We start from the raw sequence: 17,410 nt of genomic DNA, 5'->3' as shown, positions 1-17,410 counted from the left end.
AGGCTTTTTTAAGGTGAAGATTTTTATTAGTTGAAGAGTGGATTTAAATTGATCTGTGCACTTAATCCGATGGTGTTGAAATTGTCAAAGGGTCTGAGGGTTCGGTTGCGTACCGGATCATAGACATTCATCTTTCTCGTGTCCGCACTCATAAAATTGAATTCCTGTTGCCGCATGTAGTAAAGGCTAAGATTGAGGTACTTATTCAGTTTTGAATTCAGGTTCAGGATGAGCCGGCTGCGATGTAACCCATCAGGAGGTTGCCTCGCAATCAGCTGTTTGGAATCATTGTAATACCGGATGGGATTACCGCCTATATTATAAAACAACTGATAGGTTACCGATGGCGAAAGGTTCAGAAAATCCAATCGCTTTCTTAGTCCCAGGCGCGTGGCGAAACCAATCCTGTGACGAAACCTGTTTTCATTTTGTGAATTGGTTTCCAGGCGGATGGAATTGGTCCAGTTTATTTTCTTCGTTAAGCGATACGTATGTGCTGCGCGAATGAATGCTCTTGTTCTTGTTTCTGCTGACGCCCCTCCTGTGAGAAATTGCAGGTTGCCGTATACATCCCAGCGTTTGCTTAGTTCGTATCTTAACTGCAACCCCGACTGGTAAAAGATATTGTTGAACTTGTTGTTCAAATCATAGGCACGCAGATGACTCGCCGTCAGATCCAATTTATCTGAAAGAGAAACAGCCACACTTATAGCATTTCTACTTTGCCACTGTGCTTGAGTTTGTAACCATGCGAAAGAAAAAAGCAGTGCTAATAGCAGCAGTATTGATTTCCTGGGTTTTGATCCGTATAACATAGGCTGTTTTGAATTGGTTGCCAAAACGGATCAGCATGTAACCGGGAAAGAAAAATTTAGATCAAATCGATTCATTCAGTCGATTCAACGACCTGTTTAAAGTTCTGACTGTAATGCCCAGGTAATTAGCGAGGTCATTTTTTGGTAGACGGATTTGTTCCTGTTTCAGTAATAAAAGCAATCGTTGTAGTGTTACCTCCGTTGTATTAGTTTGCTGAAAGGCTGCTTTCAGTGCAGTGTTTATCAATCGGATGGCTAAGGAGGCGACTACCAGTTCATTGAATTCCGGATCCTGTCTCATCAATTGTTGAAAATAGGTTTTATCTAATTTAAATAAAGCAACAGTCGACATTGTCTGAACCTCTGCTAAACTATAGCTATCCAGGATTGCTTCGATTTCACCTATTATCTCTCCCCTTCCAAGGAACTCCAATAAGTATGATTTTTGATTCGTTTGTTTTATTGAACATCGGCAAATTCCATCCTTTATAATATAAACAGCGTGTACCGCTTTATCCTGGTTAAGTAAGAAAAGATCTTTATTAAGTTCAAGATAGGACAGCCGCTTACTTTCTTCTCCGGTATTTAATAACCTGGAGATATAAGCCAATAGCTTATCGTTCTGCAGAATCATATGTGGGACAAATGTCCCGAAATATAGCATTCGTTCCATCTAATTTTGTAAGCAACTGGTAAATGAAAAAGATAAGCTTCCTGATATTAACAACCTTTTTGTTTCAAGGACCTGTTGTAGTGGGACAATCTTCCCTTGCCCTGATGCCCAAAGTAGAGTTACATCTTCACCTGGACTGCTCCCTAAGTTATGAGGTGGTAAAAATCCTCCAACCCGGTATTTCGTTCGACGACTATACGGCAAACTTTATCGCACCTTCAAAGTGTACCGATTTGGCGGATTATATCAAACGGGCTGTAAGTGGAGTTGAACTGATGCAGACCAAAGAATCACTTCAACTTGTTACCCTCGACCTGTTTAAACAGCTCAAGGCGGACAATATAGTATATGCTGAAATACGATTTGCTCCTTTACTGCATACAAACAAAGGCCTGTCTCCTGTTGAAGTGGTGGAGACAGTTTTATCCGCTATGAGAGAAGGAATACAAACCTATAATATAGAAGCAGGTTTGATTTTGTGTACACTACGCCATTTTTCAGAAAGTCAGAGTTTGGAAACAGCCAACCTGGTTCATAAATACCGAAATAAAGGTGTAGTGGGATTTGATATTGCGGCAGATGAAGCAGGCTTCCCTATAGATAATCATATACAAGCATTTCAATTAGTTAATAAGGCCGGTATACCCTGTACTGCTCATGCCGGAGAGGCTAAGGGTGCTGCAAGTGTTTGGGAAACCATGAAAAATTTGCGTCCAAAAAGAATTGGTCATGGTGTTAGAAGCATCGAAGATCCTAAGCTGATTGAGTATCTAAAGAAACAGGATATTCATTTAGAAATCTGTCCCACCAGTAATGTACAAACCAATATCTACCCACGCATACAGGATCATGTTGTGGACCAACTTTACGATAAGGGAGTATCTATCAGTATCAACACGGATGCGCGTACGATTTCTAATATTAGCCTTACTGAAGAATATACTACCCTTGCCAGGCAGTTCAATTGGGGATCGAAAGAATTTTTGAAGACTAACCTGGAAGCCATTCGTCACTCCTTTGCTTCTAAAGAAATTAAAGAAAGGATTGAAAACAAATTAAAAAATACAAAGTAATTTATTTTCTTAACTCATACATAAGTCCTGCCCTTTTCATCCGGATAAAAACTAAAAGCGGGATCAGATTGAATCACCTGTTTGGAATGCACTTCAACAGCAGATAAAGGCCCCCTGAATCCGGCACCGGTATCCACATTCCAGAGATTGGCTTTGTTCACCGGAGTACTGATATTATAATTGGTAGTGGGCGTATGACCGATATAAATTTCACTGAATAGTTTCAATCGCTTGGGATAAAAGATAGAATCTTTGGGGAGTTGCGGATCCAGCGCAAGCGCCAGTTCCCACAAGGTGCGATCCCAGGAATAATTACTGGAATAGGTTTCTTTAATCGGCCCGTGCATGGAAGCAAAGCCCGCGTGTATGTACAGTCGGTTATCTTCATCAATCCAGTACATGATGGTGCTGTTATAAAAGGATTGATGTTGTACTAATCTTTCCTTTGATATGTTTTTATAACTGTTAACTGTAGCTGCACCTTCGCCATCTATCCAGTCCTGTTTGGAAAGATTTCCATTCAACCATTCACTGCACCAGGTATCATGATTGCCCCGGATAAAAATGCAGTTGATGCTTGATTTGAGTTGAAGCAGATAATCCACCACTTCCGCAGATTGCGACCAGCCATCAACATAATCACCGAGAAAAATCAGCGTATCTTTTTCAGTAGGTTGTATGCGATCAATGAGTTGAACCAATGCTTTGTAGGCACCATGAATATCACCGATAACAAATGTCCTGTTCATACGAGTCATAAATTTTTTTAAAAAAAGTTTACCGCGTTATTGGTAATATCGAAAAAACTATACCATCTTTGCACTACAAATAAAATTACATGCAATCACGGAAACAACATATTGAAATACTAAACGGATTTACTCCAAGTGAGTATCGTACCGTTGCCGGGGCATGTATTGCTGTACACTTATAACAAGTTATAAAAATACTGAAATAGAAGCCCCGCCTGGATTGCGGGGCTTTTTTATTGGAAAAAAATGAAACGGGAGAAACAACATAGAAAATTTATCAGCTGGCAGAGTTGGCAGGATGCGAATAGCAATTGCCTCCGCATGCCAGTAGAAATAAATCGCAACCGATGGAGAGACTGTTGTATGAAGTAGATACTATCCATACAGGAGTAGAGAACCCGGTCGCGATAAACGACCGGGTTTTTTATTATGATTTAAACCAAAATGAAATGGAACAGTTATGGAGAAAATTAGACGGAACACGGATCCGCCTGCCGATAGAGGAAGAGATCCGAATGATGATCCTTCGTGAGCAAGCAGCGGGACATGAATTGAAATTATGCATCGGAACCGATAGCCAGGTAAAAGGTAAACACACGCAGTTTGCTACTGTGATTGCTGTGATCCGAAAAGGAAAAGGAGGGTTTATGTATATACTGCCCGAAAGCACGCAATGGAAGATGAGCATCAAACAAAGAATGTTACTGGAAGTATCCAAAAGCATTGATGCGGCGTATAGAATATGTGGTGTTTGCACGAAGTACAAGGTGGATATGGAATTGCATGCAGATATCAATACCAATCCGGGATTTAAAAGCAACGATGCTTTAAAAGAAGCGATGGGTTATATCATGGGGATGGGATTCGCATTCCGTGCAAAACCCCATGCGTTCGCAAGCTCCAGTTGTGCCAACAAACTGGTTCAATAAATAGGGTTCCCAAAGGGAAGAGGGGATCATCTGTTGCAAACAAACCAGGTGAGGGTATTTAGAGCCCCACAGTGCAGCCGTAGTAACGCGCTGTATGCTGTTGTTGTAATGGTGTTCATTCCCTTTTCGCTAAGTGTCGAAGGTTCGATTCCTTCCCCTCAAACGGTAGCTCAGTGGTAGAGCTTTAGCCCTTTTGCGCAGGTTCGAATCCTGCTCACGATTCAGATCGTGATAGTTCAGTGGTAGAACACAACACTTCGGATGTTGGAAAAAAGAAGTCCATCGCTTCTATAAAAAGATGACCATTTAAAAATCAGGAGAACAGCCGCTGGTTGGTAAAACAACTATCCGGTGTAGGCCAGCAGTGCTGGTCATTCCTTTCAGCAGTAGTTCACTTCAGTTGTTGCGAAGCATCCGACCTGCCGGATGATAGCAGCAAGCGAACTGTTCATACCTAAGAAAGGAATTACCAAACTCCGCTAAGCCGGATGGCTGTTCCCTGGTTTTTATCAACCAAAACAAAAAACCAAAACAATGAAACAAGTAAAAGTAAATGCCTACGAAGTAGGATTGGTATTCCGGAAAGGAGCTTTGCAAAAAGTATTGGAGCAAGGTACCTACTGGTTCTGGAAAGGAGAACAGGTATATGTATACGATACTACCAGGGAGTTCATCGCACCTGTTGAGTTGAACATTCTGTTAGCGAATGAACAACTGGCAGCGATGCTGGAATTGGTGGAAGTAAAAGATACGGAGCTGGTGTTGCAATATGTGAACGGCATCCTGAAGGCGGTATTAAAGGCCGGAAGATATACCTTCTGGAAAGGGCCCGTGAACTATGCTTTCGTAAAAGTGGATATCAGCAAAGTTGCTATCGATCCTGGTTTCGACCGGATGGTGTTAAACCACGCGTTGCTGGCGCCTTATGTGCGGACCTACACCATCGAGAACTATGAAAAAGGAGTCTTGTTCATGGATGGAAAGTTCGAAGGTTTCCTGGAAAGCGGGATCTATCATTGGTGGAAAAACCCTGTGGTGATCCAGGTGGCGAAAGTGGATACCAGGCAATTGCAGGTGGAGATCAACGGACAGGAAATTCTGACAAAGGATAAAGCTGCGTTGCGGTTAAACGCCTGGGCGCAATACAAAGTGCTTGATATCGAAAAAGCCTTGTTGCAGAACAAGGAATACGAACGGCAATTGTATATCAGCATCCAGCTGGTATTGCGGGAATATGTGGCAGGCTTCGGCTTCGATGAGTTGCTGGAGAAAAAAGAAGCCATCGCACCCTATATGCTGGAACGGATCAAAGACAAGGCGGAAGCACTGGGTGTGGAAGTCGTTGGATTCGGGATCCGGGATATCATCTTACCTGGCGATGTGAAAGAAATCATGAACCAGGTATTGGTGGCCGAAAAAAGGGCGCAGGCCAATACCATCATGAGACGGGAAGAAACCGCGAGCACCCGATCCTTGTTGAACACCGCGAAGCTGATGGAAGAAAACGCGATGTTATGGAAGCTGAAGGAGATGGAATACGTAGAAAAGATCGCGGAAAAAATCAGCACCATCACCGTGAATGGCAATGGCAAGCTGGTGGAACAGTTGAAAGAATTGTTCACGCCTAAATAAACAAAACCGGGACTGGCAGGATCAGTTCCGGTTTTTGATTATAATATTCTGAAAATGATTAAATAATTCAATCTCAGTATTTTTGTCCACCTTTTAAAAAGGTTAACTTTATCTATATGGAAAAGAAAATTCATCAGGGGAAAAACATTTCCCGGTTCCGTCAAATGCTTGGAATGAAACAAGATTTGCTGGCGTCAATAATGGGTGATGATTGGACCCAGTTGAAGATTTCCAGGTTAGAGGCAAAGAATGAAATTGAAGAAGGAATTTTGGATGAAGTGGCAAGAGCATTAAAGATACCGGTTGAAGCAATAAAGAACTTTGATGAAGAAACTGCCATAAGCATTGTTGCAAATACTTTTACAGATTTTAAAGACAATGCAGTTGCTTCCGCAATGAATTATTATCCTTCATTTAATCCAGTCGATAAAATTGTTGAGATATTAGAGCAGGCAAATAAAGAGAAGAACGAAGAAATTGCTTTTTTAAGAAAGGAAATAGAGGAACTAAAAAAAGCAAAAAAGTAAACCCACCTGGGCTGGGATCTGTATCACTTGTAGTTCAAAAGAAAGTGAATCTTTCAAAGCCGATCTCCCAACTAAAGAACTGATTTTAAAACTCCCTCCGTGAGCCGATTGAGCCGATTGAGCCGATTCAAGTGAATCGTAAGTGGATGATTATCTATTCATTAGCAGTTCAATACTGTAGGAAGCTCGAAGGAAGGTCGTAGGATCTCTGTAGGAAATGAAGAAATAAGAGGTCGTCATAACTTTTCGAATAAACGAATTCAAGCTTCAAAAATGTATATAAATCATTTAAAATCAATATATTAAGTTTTATTTTTGATTCTTCTCACACTTTTAAAAATGTTCCAATGAAAGGAAGTAGATCAGCTCAAATCCTCCAAAAATCAGCTCATCCCCGCAAATAATCGGCTCATCGGCTCAATCAATCGGCTCAGAAATCCGGACTTTCGCATTACTGAGGCCTGAATTAAGGGGTTTGAATTATGCTGGAAAACAAACTGGGTTAGAGGGTCTTGTAAAAATAAAGCAGCGCTTTAGATTTTATAAAGTTGAATTTTACTTTGCAACATATTAATAATCAGAATCATATCGAACAAGATAAGTTTAAGAGCGCGTTTGACGTTAGGATGAGGTTTGGATGAGGTTTCTATGAGGTAAGGAAGAGCTACCCCCTTTTTCAACTATTGTCCCTTTTGGTGAAAAGCTGTGGGCCTTTCCCTTTCCTATTCTATGGCAGTAAATAATTACTGATCGGAAAACAGTTGATATTATCTATCTGCTTGTAAGAGTCTGTACAATAGATCGCATCAATTCCTTCCAAAACAGGACCCTTGCTAAAGATCCCATGGCTGACAACAAGAATTACCTTGTTTGCTCCCAATGATTTCAACAGTTTGGCAGTACCAATAAAAGTTCCTCCTCCATCGCAGAGATCATCCACAATAAAGCAGAAGAAACCTTGCAGATTGGATGCGGTGGTTGTGAAGTTGGTAAGCGTTCCTGTTTTCACGTCTCTTTCTTTCATACACTCTACTACCTGATCGATACCGAGGTAATTAGCCAGCGAATGAATTTTTTTCAAGGCACCGGCATCCGGAGAAACGATACAATGTTTTTCAGCCGGATTAGTTTTCCAGTAATGTGCCAGAGCATCTTTTACAAAGGAGTGATTGTTCACAGCATAGGATCGGTTAAGCAGGGCCGTGCTCACTTCCGAATGCGGATCAAAAATCCGGATCTTCTTAAAATTGGCAGTGTTCAGCATACCGGCGATTACTTTTAATGTAAACGGTTCGCCATCTGTCATCACCCGATCCATCCTGGCTGCAAGCAGGTAACTGATATGCAATTCTATCTTTTCAAATTCATGATAATCCAGGATGTTTTTTATCAATAACACCAGCAACAGTTCATTAGCAGAGCTAATGCGCGAATAAATCGCAATAGGTGCTGCTTTATCCAGGGAATCAAGGGCAACCGGATTGATTTTTATATGAGGTTGGCCATCCGGAAAAACAATGCGTTCAAAGGGTACGGATGATTTTTCCGGATAGATAAGATTGATGGTATTCATGACAATTAGTTGTACAGTTGATCCAATAATTTTTTCCTGATATCAGCCAGCGATTGGTGAGCCACTAGTTTTCCATCTTTAAAGACAGTTTTTAACTCGCCGGTCTTTTCTTCTTCCCAGGAGCATTCATCTTTGACTTCAAGTTTGCCGGTGCTAGCATTGCGATACACTTGAAGTAAGCCCTTTGCTGATTTTTTAGTTCCATCATCTGTTTTGGGATCTTTAAAGATGGCTCTTCCTTCACCATTTACTTCCCCATACGTCGCCTTCATGGCAAAACCAAAGGTGTCGCGGGTCACGTATTCATAGGTAAAAGAGCCGATGCCAAGCACCACATTGTAGCTTGCAAAGCCTTTTTCCTTTAATCCATTTAGTATGCTGACTTGTCGGTCGGGTGTAATACTATCACCATAGATCAAACCGATATGCGGGTCGAGCAGACGATATCCCTTTTCAGTTATCGTACCACCAAATGTTTCCCAGAGACATTCAATTGCGCCTTTGAAAGCCGGACTGCCAGCTGGTGCATCCGGATCGCCAACAATAATTTTGACCGGGTCGCCGCTATCGGGACGAATAACCACTTTACCCTCGCGGGATAAAATAAGTTCTTTTAATGCTGGCAGAAAGGAGTTGATGACCTGCCAGAAATCCCAGGTATCACTAACAATAGAAACGATTCCGGTTGGATAGACCTCTTCAATTAGTCGCCGGAACGTGCCCAGTTCATCACCTTGTGTTCCCATACACATCACACTGTGTTCGGTAGCTGCAACTGAACCACCAATTAGCTCCTGCTCTGCGTTTGCACCGTAGTACTCTTCCAGGAAATCAATAGCAGGAATGGTATCGGTTCCGGAGAAAGACAAAAGGTGTGCAGCTCCGCTAAGTACTGCATCTTCAATACCACTCATACCCCTGAAAGAGAAATCGTGCCCTTGCCAGGGAATAAAACCTTTGTCAGCACCAATCGTTTCATCTGCGAAACGGGTAAAGGTTTTTAAATATTGATAGGCAGTAGTTGCAGAAGTGCAGGGTTTCCAGAGAACAGCACTCATAACGGTTTCCAACATATTGGTAAGCCAGAAAAATTCAGGTTGGGTGTTTCGGATCGTGAAAACCGGAACGCGCATGGGTACCAGGCTACCTTCAGGAACGGCTTTGATTTCCAGCGGCAGATAACCAAGGTCATGCAGGGCTTCAATATGATCATAGCTAATGCAATCCTTACCCAGGTAGTTATCAATTCTTCTTTTGTAGCTATTGACGATTTCGGATTTGGGTTGATTGAAGAAGCCATCATTGAACTGCCGAACCAGGTATTCCAGAATGAAATATTGAAGTCCGAAGAATACGATTTCCTGGATTTCGCTGTTCCTGGATTTACGGGGCGTGAGGTTGGAATATACCAGTGTAGTTCCTTCAGGGTACTGAAATTTGTGCCCCACTTTGTAGCCATCTTTAAGGATAAGGGGAGAGTAGTTCATGCTTTTGAATTGGGAGTGATGGATAGGTTAAATTGATTGGGATGAATTGCTTTATTAAAAATGTAGAGATCGGGATGTCGGTTTTGTGCGCCGGTTTTCTTTTGTCCGGTTGGAAGAATGATATGGGAGTCCAGGATCTTTCTTCTGAAATTTCTTCTGTCCAGTTTGGTATCCAGGACAGCTTCAAAGAGATGATGCAATTCCGGCAGGGTAAAGTCCTGGTCGAGCAGTTCAAATCCAACGGGGTGGTATAAAATCTTTGCCCGCAGGCGCTCTACTGATTTCCGGACAATGGCGGCGTGATCAAATCCGAGGGAAGGCAGGTCGGCAAGCGGAAACCATTTCACATCATTAGCCATTTTGCCGGCAGTGAGCTGGTAGTTTTCAGGATTGACGAGCGCAAAATAGGCTACGGAAATAACCCTGCCCCGGGGATCGCGGTCGGGTTCATCAAAGGAGTAGAGTTGTTCCAGGTAAATATTCGTGAGACCGAGTTTGGTTTCCAGGATACGCTGGCAGGTTTCCAGGAAACGTTCCTCGAGTTGGAGGAATGCTCCGGGCAGGGTCCATTGGTTTTTGAAAGGAGCTTCCTTCCGGTTCAGCAGCAATACCGAAAGGGCCTCCTTATCATAGCCAAATACCACCAGGTCTACGGCCAGCGACGGATTTTGGTAAGACGAAAATGCGGCGGTCACTGTATGCGTTATTATGACGCAAACAAAACACAATTAATTGGAATTGGCAAGTTTTGGGGAGGAATATTTATAAATGCGGGGAAAATTGGCAGTATTCACCGCAAATCATGCGGCGAATGGCTATTTACCTTGTTACTGGCATCCGAGGCCAGCAGGGTAGACTGCTGGGCCGGGCCCATTGAGTCCAGCAGTTAACTCTGGCCAGTGTATTGAAGAAAGCCAGCTTCTGAGAAAAACATGCCATTACCAGTTTGAATCCGCGCCAGCGATTGATGCTGAATAAACTCCTGGATGGTTTCGAAGGAATACAAAACAGCTCCAAATGGTCGAAGATTTAATAATCTAGGTGAATCCGCTATATTCATTGATCCAAATGCTAAGAAGTAAGAATGCTGAATTATTATTTTAAAGACTCCATTCAAAGCTTTCTAAAAAAAAGTACGGAAAAAATTATTGGTGCGATTACGATTTCAAATCAATTTGATTCCACTCAACTTCAAAATAAATCCTGGGAGCAACAAATTCCAATTCTAAAAAAAGCCCTTAGTGATTTTGATGGCTCTGTTTTCTTCGAATTTTCCATTCCCAGAATGGGTAAAAGAGTTGATTCAATAGTGATTATTGAAGGTGTAATTTTTGTAATTGAGTTTAAAGTGGGAGAACAAAAATACCTTCAACACCAAATTGAGCAGGTTTGGGATTATGCGCTTGATCTAAAGAACTTTCATAAGCCTAGTCATACTGCTGTCATTCTACCCATATTAGTTGCAACAGAAGCAAAAACATCATTTATTGAAACGGGATTCACTTCCCATAACGATAATCTTTTGCGTCCTGTAAAAACAAATATAGAAGGATTAAGAGATGCTATTTCTAATACTTTACATTCTTATAAATCATCAATTCAATTATCCAGTGATGATTTTGCAAATGGAACCTATTCACCAACTCCAACAATAATCGAAGCGGCTGTTTCACTTTATAATAATCATTCCGTTGACAATATAACAAGGAGTGATGCAGAAGTTAAAAATCTAACGTCTACTACGAATACTATTTCAACAATTATTGAGCTTGCAAAAAAGAATCACCAGAAAATAATTTGTTTTGTAACAGGTGTTCCCGGAGCAGGTAAGACACTGGTGGGATTGAATGTGGCTACTCAACATTTAGATAAAGAGAAAGGAAACTCTAGTGTTTATCTTTCAGGAAATGCCCCACTGGTTGCTATTCTTCAAGAGGCACTAGCAAGAGATCAGGTAATTAGAGAGCTGGATATAGGGAAAAGAATTACCAAAAAGGAAGCAAGGCAAGCTGTAAAATCATTTATTCAAATCATCCACCACTACCGGGATGAATACTTGAGAGATGCTAAAGCCCCCTTTGATCATGTTGCGATCTTTGATGAAGCACAAAGAGCTTGGGATAAGGAACAAACTGTCAAGTTTATGCGGCAGAAAAAGAACCAACATGATTTTGACTATTCTGAGCCAGAGTTTCTGATTTCCTGTTTGGATAGACATCCAGATTGGGCTGTTGTAATTTGTTTGGTTGGCGGAGGACAAGAAATCAATACTGGAGAAGCAGGAATATCAGAGTGGTTGAACGCTATAAAAAATACGTTTTCTAACTGGCAAGTATACATTTCTGATAAACTAACTGATTCTGAATATGCAGCTGAAACGGCAATAACACAACTTCAACATAACTGCTCGGTGACATTTAACCATGATTTACATCTTAGTGTATCCATGCGTTCTTTTAGGTCTGAAAATCTTTCTTTGTTTGTAAAAAATATCCTGGATTTGAATCATCAAGATGCTAAAGAGATACATGAAAAAATTCAGGATAAATATCCAATTGTGCTGACTCGAGATTTGTCGAAAGCAAAAAAATGGCTGAAGGAAAAAGCGCGGGGTAGTGAGCGCTATGGAATAATTGTTTCATCGCAAGCGCAAAGACTAAAACCCCTAGCTATTGATGTAAAGTCTCAAATCAATCCGGTGAATTGGTTTTTGGATGGAAAGGACGATGTTCGATCCTCCTACTATCTGGAAGATGTGGCTACGGAATTTCATGTACAGGGACTTGAATTGGATTGGGCTTGTGTTACTTGGGATGGAGATCTAAGATATGCGCATGACGGCTGGAAAACATTTGCATTTAAGGGAAGTAAGTGGCAAAACATTCACAACATTGAAAGAAAAAAATACCTGATTAATGCGTATCGTGTTTTACTTACAAGGGCAAGACAGGGCATGGTGATCGTAGTGCCGGAAGGAAATACTGAGGATCCAACCCGCAAAGCAGAATATTATGATGCTACTTTCAATTATTTGAAAAGTATTGGCATTAGATACCTTGAAAACTAGATTTAGGATATTTTAAGGCATAAAAAAAACCCAGCATTTGCTGGGCATTTTCCGTGGTGTGGGCCGGAATCGAACCGGCGACACAAGGATTTTCAGTCCTTTGCTCTACCAACTGAGCTACCGCACCATACTGACTGATTTATCATCAATCGGGACGCAAAAATAGGGGGATTTCAACAAAATACCTCGGGTTATCAACATTTTTTTTGGGAAGGAGGTTTTTATCGCTTGATCCACAGCTTCATCGTATGCGGCGCCGGCTCATCTCCACCAAAATATGGATACAACAAATACCCATTGATAGAACTGCTCGTTAGCCCCCGGCTCATGATGGTAGATACTCCCTTATACTGAAACTCATAGCCAACCGGACTCAACTTAATCAGCATCCTTGCCGTATCGCCAATCGCCACCTCCCCCAGCTTCACAAAACTGCGCTTGCCTTCCGCATAACAATAGGCAAACAACTCAATCTTCTCCTTCTTCCACCTCCAGCCCACCCGCGCACTGTTCTGATGATGCTTCACCCCATTGTCGCTGAAGCCCATCAGCTTGTTGATATCATCCTGGTTCCTGGGATTTTTGGTCTGGTACCGGCAGGTACTGTCGAATCGTACAGAAAAGGCAATAGAATCTCCTGTTACCTTTTCTATGGGATTCTCTGTTGCATAATGCGCGCCTGCCAATATGGTATAGGTTTTAAATCCGGCACCAACTGTTGCCCCTGTATTGGGTAGGGTTTCTTCGGATTCCTGCGTGGGGTTCTCCCCGGTTTTGCTGCAGGCAGTCCAACCAACCACCAGCAGCAAGAACCAAAGGGATTTTCTTATCTGTGTCATAAACGATATAGGGTACCGGCTCTTAACGCCATCCATTTTATGGATGGTATTCACAACCCCCAACATGGCCGCTTTCACGACTCATTTTTTACAGGATTCTACCTATACATGCAATACCAAAACCCGCTATCTTCATTGCCTAAACCAGCTCCGTGAATTTTTCTGAAGACCAGGTCCTTGCCCTTGCCCCCGATGATGCCTCACGTAAAGCCGGCAGCGCACTTGCGAGTCCGGGTAAATGGGTCTCCAAAGGCAAAAATGATCTCGCCCTCTGGGGTGAATGCCAGGGTAGTGGCAGCAAACCCTACCAGACCCAAATCGATCTGCAATCCATCGCCTTCAAATGCTCCTGCCCCAGCCGAAAATTTCCCTGCAAACATGGGATCGGCCTCCTCTTATTGAACAGCAGACAACCTGCGCTCTTCACCGACTCCGCCACCCCCGATTGGGTATCAGACTGGATTGGTAAACGCCAGGAAAAAGCAGTCCAGAAAGAAGCCGCCCCCGCCAAACCGGTTGATGAAGCGGCCCAGGCCAAACGCCAGCAGGCCCGCGAAGAAAGTATTGAACAGGGTATCGATGAACTGCTGACCTGGATGAAAGACCTGGTTCGAAACGGCATGCTTTCCCTGCCTGAAAAAGGTCCCGCTTTTATGGAAGAAATCAGTCGCAGGATGATTGATGCCAAAGCTCCCGGTCTCGCCAACCAGCTTCGCCAACTCAGCCAGATCAATCTCTACCAGGAGGGATGGCAATCCCGCTTCCTCGAACAACTTGCCCGGATCTACCTGATCGCCAAAGGTTTTCAACACCGGGAGGCTATCAACCCCTTGCTCAAAGAGGACCTCAGTACTGCTGTCGGGATCTCGATTTCACAGGAAGAACTAAAACAACAGTCCGGCATTACCGACCAGTGGCTGGTGATCGGCAAGCAGCTTCAGGAAGAAGATCAGTTCACCACCGATCGCAGCTGGTTATATGGCCTCCAGTCGGGTAAGTATGCCCTGGTGCTGCAGTTTATTGTACGCGGACAAGGACTTCAATTCTCTCTTTCAACCGGCATGCTGCTCCAGGCTGAACTGGTTTATTTCCCCTCCGCAGCTCCCCTGCGGGCGCTTATAAAATCACAGCAACCCATCAAAGAAAGGCCACCCATCAAGGGTTTCAGCGGATGGCAGGAACAACTGCAACACCGGGCAAACTCCTTTGCAAGGCTGCCTTTTCAGTTGGAGATGCCAGCCCTGGTACACCAGCTTCGCCCGGTTCAATACCAGGGTGCCTGGTGCCTGCAGGACCAGGAAAATCGCCTGATGTCCCTGCCCGATGGCTATCCTGCGCTCTGGAAATTACTGGCCCTGAGTGGAGGGGCGCCCCTGGACCTGGCCATTGTGCAGAAAGAAGACAGGGTAGAACCTCTTAGCGCTTTTTATCAACAGGAATTCATTGCTCTATAAATCCGTCGCATGAACAGCTGGAATCAATTGCTTCAAAACGCCCTGATCGGCACAGAAAAAAAACCGCCTGAACCGGCTGCCCTTAGCACCGATGAGGAGCTGGTCCCTGCCCTGCAATCCATTGCTGGAAATACTGACCTGGATGCGGAAGAACAATTGCTGCAGGCTACGGCCCTGCTGTTTAATTTTCGGCAAGCCGGACAAACAGCCCAGGAACTCAAAGAAATGGAGTACTCCATCGCGGAAGCAGAAACCCTTCCGTATTGTTCGGCTGCTGCAAAGGATACCCTGCGCGAATTGTTTGAATACCAGGCACTGGGACTTTTTTATTATTGGATAAGGCATTGCGCTGCAGCTAAACGGATTGCTCCCCCGGAGCTGGTACCCCTGCTGCTGCAACTGGCTGCTAAAAATCCGGAACTGCGTGATCCCATTCGGGTGATCACCGGTAAGCGGGGTGAATGGCTGGCGCAACTCAATCCCGATTGGCAGGAGAGCAAAAGCCTGAGTCTGGAAGAGAGCTGGGAACAGGGTACTACCGACCAACGCGTAGCAGCACTCCGGCAACAACGAATGGAAAATCCAGAGATCTCCCGTTTATGGTTAACCGAAAGCTGGAGCAAGGAAGCCGCCGCCGTAAAACAAAAACTACTTGAAGCCTTTGATACTGCCTTAAGCGATGCGGATCTGCCTTTCCTGGAATCCTGTCTGAAAGATAAAAGCCAGAAAGTGCAGCAACAGGTGCTGGAACTGATCAGACAAATTCCGGAATCGGAGCTGGTTAGTGCCTATGCGCAGGTGGTTCGTTCTTCTCTGGTTATCCGAAAAGAAAAAACCCTGCTGGGCTTGTCTTCAAAACTTAGCTGGGAAGTTAAAACGCCGGTTGAGATCCACCCGGACTGGCGCAAGCAGGGACTCGAAACCGTTAGTAATTCCAAAGAGTTTACAGATGAGGAATACATCCTGTTTCAACTGCTGCACTGGGTGCCTCCTACCCTGCTGAATGAACTATCCGGATTGGGTACGATTGAGCTGATACAGGCACTACAAAAGGAGAAACTCAAACAATGGCTGCCGGCCATCGCGTCAGCAGCTGTGCGGTTTCGAAACCAGGACTGGATCAACACCCTGGCCGAGCAGTCCGATAGTTTTTTACCGGTACTCATTGTCGCATTGCCGCCTGCTAAACAGGATGCCTATGCGAAAACCTGGTTTACAGGAAAGGAGGAGTTCTTTATTCCGGTGTTTGTAAACAGGGAAACCGAATGGCCGGCTCCTTTGGCCCGCCAACTCATGAATTATACTGCTGCTAACCCCTATCAATACACGAAATCTTTTTACCAGCAGCTCATGCACCTGCTTCCTCTCGAAGGAGCCTCCTGGTTGGATCAGTTCGATCCCCCGGAAGGATATCAACGACACTACTGGCAATCGATTAAAGAAGAAATCCAACCTCTTTTTGACCTTAAAAAACGCATTCAACAATCATTTAACGCCTAACTATATGTCCACCATTTTACGTCAACATGCTGAACAGCTTTTCGCCGAAGAACTGGAAGCCCTGCAAAAAACAGATAGCGGTAAACGTCCGGCTAACTGGAAACTGAGTCCACAGGCCGTGGTTACCTACCTGATGGGAGGCAAACTCTCCAATGGTTTTGAAGTGAGTCCGAAGTACATCGGGCAACGCCGCCTGATGGAAATTGCAGTTGCCACCTTAACAACAGATCGCGCCTTGCTGCTCTATGGATTACCGGGCACGGCGAAAAGCTGGGTCAGTGAACACCTGGCTGCTGCTATCAGTGGCGATAGTACCCTGATCATCCAGGGCACAGCAGGTACCAGTGAGGAATCCATCCGCTATGGTTGGAACTACGCAAAGTTGCTGGCGGAAGGACCATCTGAGAGAGCCCTGGTGGAAACACCAGTGATCCGGGGCATGAAAGATGGTAAGCTGGTGCGCATGGAGGAACTTACACGTATCGGCGCTGATGTACAGGATACCCTGATCACGATTCTCTCAGAGAAATCCTTGCCGATTCCGGAATTGAATACTGAAGTGCAGGCCGTGCGTGGTTTTAATATCATCGCGACAGCCAACAACCGCGATAAAGGCGTGAATGATTTATCAAGTGCGCTCAAACGAAGATTCAATACAGTGATTCTTCCGGTACCCGATAGCATGGAAGAGGAAATTGATATCGTGCGCAGAAGAGTGGAAAGCTTTGAGAAGATCATGGAACTGCCGGCGGAAAAACCTGCCCTGCAGGAGATTCGTAGAATCGTAACCATCTTCCGCGAATTGAGAAATGGGCTTACCCTCGATGGAAAAACCAAACTGAAATCACCCAGTGGTACCCTTAGTACCGCGGAGGCTATTTCGGTGGTGAACAATGGCCTCGCGATGGCGGGTTATTTTGGTGATGGCCAGCTTAAGGCGGCCGACCTGGCTGCCGGTATCCAGGGGGCAGTGGTGAAAGATCCCGTGCAGGATCAGTTGGTTTGGCGGGAATACCTGGAGACCGTCATTAAAACCCGCGAGGACTGGAAAGATGTGTATCGTGCTTGCAGAGATTTATCCTGATCAAC

The 17,410-nt window shown here is 44.1% G+C and carries 16 protein-coding genes and 2 tRNA genes; 9 read left to right on the top strand and 9 right to left on the bottom strand.

The window, feature by feature from the left end:
• Positions 1-26: 26 nt before the first annotated feature.
• Together MD536_RS11075 and MD536_RS11070 are read right to left on the bottom strand one after the other, a co-directional pair.
• Positions 27-704 carry a DUF2490 domain-containing protein gene (locus tag MD536_RS11075; RefSeq protein ID WP_239599030.1) on the bottom strand — a complete coding sequence of 226 codons (678 nt, stop codon included), beginning with the start codon at positions 702-704 and terminating at the stop codon, positions 27-29.
• Between the two features lie 172 nt (positions 705-876).
• Positions 877-1,449, bottom strand: a complete 573-nt coding sequence (locus tag MD536_RS11070) for a Crp/Fnr family transcriptional regulator (RefSeq protein WP_239599029.1) — start codon at positions 1,447-1,449, stop codon at positions 877-879.
• Between the two features lie 62 nt (positions 1,450-1,511).
• On the opposite strand from MD536_RS11070, the gene add reads away from it, so the two are divergent.
• Positions 1,512-2,561 (top strand): adenosine deaminase, encoded by a 1,050-nt coding sequence (gene add, locus MD536_RS11065; RefSeq protein ID WP_239599027.1) that lies wholly within the window; start codon positions 1,512-1,514, stop codon positions 2,559-2,561.
• A gap of 14 nt (positions 2,562-2,575) precedes the next feature.
• On the opposite strand, the gene MD536_RS11060 is transcribed toward add, so the two are convergent.
• The gene (locus MD536_RS11060; RefSeq protein WP_239599025.1) at positions 2,576-3,310 is read right to left on the bottom strand and encodes a metallophosphoesterase family protein; all 735 of its coding nucleotides are present in this window, start codon (positions 3,308-3,310) and stop codon (positions 2,576-2,578) included.
• Between the two features lie 452 nt (positions 3,311-3,762).
• Between MD536_RS11060 and MD536_RS11055 the strand changes: the two genes are divergently transcribed.
• From MD536_RS11055 to MD536_RS11040, 4 genes are all read left to right on the top strand, one after another.
• Positions 3,763-4,242, top strand: a complete 480-nt coding sequence (locus tag MD536_RS11055; protein ID WP_239601166.1) for a ribonuclease H-like YkuK family protein — start codon at positions 3,763-3,765, stop codon at positions 4,240-4,242.
• 164 nt (positions 4,243-4,406) lie between these two features.
• A tRNA-OTHER gene (locus MD536_RS11050) sits at positions 4,407-4,463 on the top strand.
• 313 nt (positions 4,464-4,776) lie between these two features.
• The gene (locus MD536_RS11045) at positions 4,777-5,874 is read left to right on the top strand and encodes a slipin family protein (RefSeq protein WP_239599023.1); all 1,098 of its coding nucleotides are present in this window, start codon (positions 4,777-4,779) and stop codon (positions 5,872-5,874) included.
• 116 nt (positions 5,875-5,990) lie between these two features.
• On the top strand, positions 5,991-6,401 hold the full coding sequence (locus tag MD536_RS11040; RefSeq protein ID WP_239599022.1) for an XRE family transcriptional regulator: 411 nt from the start codon (positions 5,991-5,993) through the stop codon (positions 6,399-6,401).
• Positions 6,402-7,128: 727 nt separating this feature from the next.
• Here MD536_RS11040 and MD536_RS11035 read toward each other — a convergent pair.
• The 4 genes from MD536_RS11035 to MD536_RS11020 form a co-directional block, all read right to left on the bottom strand.
• The gene (locus MD536_RS11035) at positions 7,129-7,974 is read right to left on the bottom strand and encodes a phosphoribosyltransferase family protein (RefSeq protein ID WP_239599021.1); all 846 of its coding nucleotides are present in this window, start codon (positions 7,972-7,974) and stop codon (positions 7,129-7,131) included.
• 5 nt (positions 7,975-7,979) lie between these two features.
• Complete coding sequence (locus MD536_RS11030; protein ID WP_239599015.1) at positions 7,980-9,461, bottom strand: nicotinate phosphoribosyltransferase; 1,482 nt, start codon at positions 9,459-9,461, stop codon at positions 7,980-7,982.
• The gene (locus MD536_RS11025; RefSeq protein WP_239599013.1) at positions 9,458-10,156 is read right to left on the bottom strand and encodes an NUDIX hydrolase; all 699 of its coding nucleotides are present in this window, start codon (positions 10,154-10,156) and stop codon (positions 9,458-9,460) included. The genes MD536_RS11030 and MD536_RS11025 overlap by 4 nt, the downstream gene beginning before the upstream one ends.
• Before the next feature lie 191 nt (positions 10,157-10,347).
• Positions 10,348-10,521, bottom strand: a complete 174-nt coding sequence (locus MD536_RS11020) for a hypothetical protein (RefSeq protein ID WP_239599011.1) — start codon at positions 10,519-10,521, stop codon at positions 10,348-10,350.
• 24 nt (positions 10,522-10,545) lie between these two features.
• Here MD536_RS11020 and MD536_RS11015 point away from each other — a divergent pair, with 24 nt between their 5' ends.
• Entirely contained in the window at positions 10,546-12,528 is a 1,983-nt protein-coding gene (locus tag MD536_RS11015) for a DUF2075 domain-containing protein (protein WP_239599010.1), read from the top strand.
• A 54-nt stretch (positions 12,529-12,582) separates the two neighbouring features.
• Here the strand turns inward: MD536_RS11015 and MD536_RS11010 are convergent.
• Positions 12,583-12,655, bottom strand: a tRNA-Phe gene (locus MD536_RS11010).
• A 94-nt stretch (positions 12,656-12,749) separates the two neighbouring features.
• The gene (locus MD536_RS11005) at positions 12,750-13,445 is read right to left on the bottom strand and encodes a hypothetical protein (RefSeq protein ID WP_239599008.1); all 696 of its coding nucleotides are present in this window, start codon (positions 13,443-13,445) and stop codon (positions 12,750-12,752) included.
• Between the two features lie 74 nt (positions 13,446-13,519).
• On the opposite strand from MD536_RS11005, the gene MD536_RS11000 reads away from it, so the two are divergent.
• The 3 genes from MD536_RS11000 to MD536_RS10990 are packed head-to-tail and all read left to right on the top strand — an operon-like array spanning position 13,520 to position 17,405.
• A complete protein-coding gene (locus MD536_RS11000) occupies positions 13,520-14,821 on the top strand; it encodes an SWIM zinc finger family protein (protein WP_239599006.1) in 1,302 nt (433 codons plus the stop codon).
• A gap of 9 nt (positions 14,822-14,830) precedes the next feature.
• Positions 14,831-16,321 (top strand): DUF5691 domain-containing protein, encoded by a 1,491-nt coding sequence (locus MD536_RS10995; RefSeq protein ID WP_239599005.1) that lies wholly within the window; start codon positions 14,831-14,833, stop codon positions 16,319-16,321.
• A 4-nt stretch (positions 16,322-16,325) separates the two neighbouring features.
• Complete coding sequence (locus tag MD536_RS10990) at positions 16,326-17,405, top strand: ATP-binding protein (RefSeq protein ID WP_239599003.1); 1,080 nt, start codon at positions 16,326-16,328, stop codon at positions 17,403-17,405.
• Positions 17,406-17,410: the final 5 nt, after the last annotated feature.

It is taken from the genome of Flavihumibacter cheonanensis, assembly GCF_022352215.1.
GTDB lineage: Bacteria > Bacteroidota > Bacteroidia > Chitinophagales > Chitinophagaceae > Flavihumibacter > Flavihumibacter cheonanensis.
The sequence above is the reverse complement of the archived record's forward strand: the minus strand, read 5'-3'. Positions and strand labels throughout refer to the sequence as shown.